Here is a 2,174-nt window from a genome sequence, read left to right as displayed (position 1 = left end):
CTATGCAAACCCTGACCATCATCCGCCCCGACGATATGCACTTACACCTGCGCGACGGCGACGCGCTCAAAGCCGTTGCCCCGTACACCGCCCGACAAATGGGCCGCGCGGTTATTATGCCCAACCTGAAGCCGCCCGTTGTCAGCGTCGCCGATGCCCAAGCATACAAAGCGCGCATTATGGCCGCCCTGCCAGAAGGCAGCGCCTTTCAGCCGTTGATGACACTTTATTTGACCGACAACGCCACTCCCGAACTCGTGCGTGAGGCTAAGGCTGCCGGTATTGTGGCTTTCAAACTTTATCCTGCAGGCGCGACCACCAATTCCGATTCCGGCGTGACCGACTTGTTTAAGCTGATTCCCGTGTTGGAAGAAATGGCGAAACAGGGCATTTTGTTCTTGGTTCACGGCGAAGTAACCGATCCTGAAATCGATATTTTCGACCGCGAGGCCGCCTTTATCGAGCGTGTGATGAAGCCGGTTTTGGCGCAAGTGCCCAACCTCAAAGTCGTGTTTGAACACATCACCACTGCCGAGGCTGCACGACTGGTATTGGAAGCAGGCGATAATGTGGCCGCGTCTGTGACGCCGCAACACTTGCTGCTCAACCGCAACGACCTTTTGGTCGGCGGTGTGCGCCCTCATCATTTCTGCTTGCCTGTACTCAAACGTGAAACCCACCGTCAGGCTTTGGTTGCCGCCGTTACCGGCGATAAGGCGCACAAATTCTTCCTCGGCACGGACTCTGCGCCACATGCTAAAACTGCCAAAGAAAATGCTTGCGGTTGCGCCGGTATGTTCAGCGCAATGACGGCCATCGAGCTTTATGCCGAAGTGTTTGAGAAAGCAGGCGCGCTGGACAAACTGGAAGCCTTTGCTTCTAAAAACGGCCCACGTTTCTACGGTCTGCCTGAAAATACCGATACCATTACATTGGTCAAACAAACGCAAACCGTTCCTGCCAGCGTACCTTACGGCGATGGCGAGCTTGTACCGATGAGGGCCGGCGGCGAGATTGAATGGACGGTGCAATATTAAATTTGCCGCCAATGAGGCATAAAAAGAAACAACCTGCTTGAAAGGGCAGGTTGTTTCTTATTGTCGTTCAGACGGCCTGTTATGGGGAGGGAAGACAGTCAAGGCCGTCTGAAAACAGGATTAGAGTGTGTATTTATTCGGTCAACATGGGTTTCAGCGCTTCCCAAGCCTGTGGCAGTTGGGTAAAACCGTCCGAAGCCATCAAATGGCCGCCTTCGGGAATATGGGTAATAGGGCTTTTGAGTTTGGCCGCCATGTCCAAAGTCAGTTCGGGCGGAACATGGGTGTCGTTGTCGGAAACCAGGCAGTGTTTGGGCATGTCGATTTTGCGCAGGATGTCGAAATCGGGGGACGCTGCTTTAATGTAGGTATCAAGCGCGGGCAGGGGTGGCAGCGTATCGGCAAAACCGGCGGCAAGCAGCAGGCCGCCGATTTTTTGCGGCTGTTGGCGGCTGAGGAAGTGAAGGAGGGTAATGCAGCCGAGGCTGTGGCCGACTAGAAAGGTATGGGCATCGGGCTTGCCGATGTGCTGGTCAAGGGTAAACTGCCACGCGGTCGTGCTTGGTTTGTCGGGATTGGGCATGGCAAGGGAGATTGCTTGTGCGCCGGTGCTTTTGACTTGGGCGCAAAGCCAGTCAAACCAGTTGCCGTGCGGATTGCCTTCAAAGCCATGTACGATATAAACGCGTCGATTCATGTTTCTCCTCCTTCAGACGGCCTGAGATTTTGTCTAAATCTCTGCCTGTAAGCGTTTATTATACCATGATTGTTTATGTTTTATTGTTTGCCGCTTTGTCAGGATGATTGATTAAGCTTTTGTTGTTAAATGATATTTGCAAGAATAATAAAGCAAACAACACGGCAGTGGCGGATGGCTTTGCCGTGTTGTTCGGGTTTGAAATATATAGGGGCCGTCTGAAAAAGGGAAAGAATGGTTTGTTTGTTGCAAAGATGTTTTTGTTATATTGCAAAGCCGTGTTTTTCAGACGGCCTTTGCGCTTTAACTTATTTTTAACCCAATTTCTCTGACGAAGCGTCTGTCTTAGCGTACACTTTGGTCTTTTAGAAATGAGAATGGTTTATGTATCACGGCGAGAGATTTAATGCGTACAGCCATTTGGCCGGTTTCTTGTTGGC

The 2,174-nt window shown here is 51.7% G+C and carries 2 protein-coding genes; one reads left to right on the top strand and one right to left on the bottom strand.

Annotation, left to right across the window (positions count from 1 at the left end; all coding sequences use genetic code 11):
- Positions 1-2 precede the first annotated feature (2 nt).
- On the top strand, positions 3-1,037 hold the full coding sequence (gene pyrC / locus ACTHSP_RS19875) for a dihydroorotase (RefSeq protein ID WP_049350643.1): 1,035 nt from the start codon (positions 3-5) through the stop codon (positions 1,035-1,037).
- 133 nt (positions 1,038-1,170) lie between these two features.
- Here pyrC and ACTHSP_RS19870 read toward each other — a convergent pair whose 3' ends face one another.
- Complete coding sequence (locus tag ACTHSP_RS19870; RefSeq protein WP_049350642.1) at positions 1,171-1,734, bottom strand: alpha/beta hydrolase; 564 nt, start codon at positions 1,732-1,734, stop codon at positions 1,171-1,173.
- Positions 1,735-2,174 lie beyond the last annotated feature (440 nt).

Source organism: Neisseria sp. P0001.S005 (assembly GCF_051963715.1).
Note: the sequence above shows the minus strand (reverse complement) of the source record. Positions and strands in the feature narration are given on the sequence as shown.

Excerpts from the sequence above, each read along its gene's own strand:
- ACTHSP_RS19870 (WP_049350642.1), bottom strand. The coding sequence starts at position 1,734 with ATGAATCGACGCGTTTATATCGTACATGGCTTTGAAGGCAATCCGCAC.
- pyrC (WP_049350643.1), top strand. The coding sequence starts at position 3 with ATGCAAACCCTGACCATCATCCGCCCCGACGATATGCACTTACACCTG.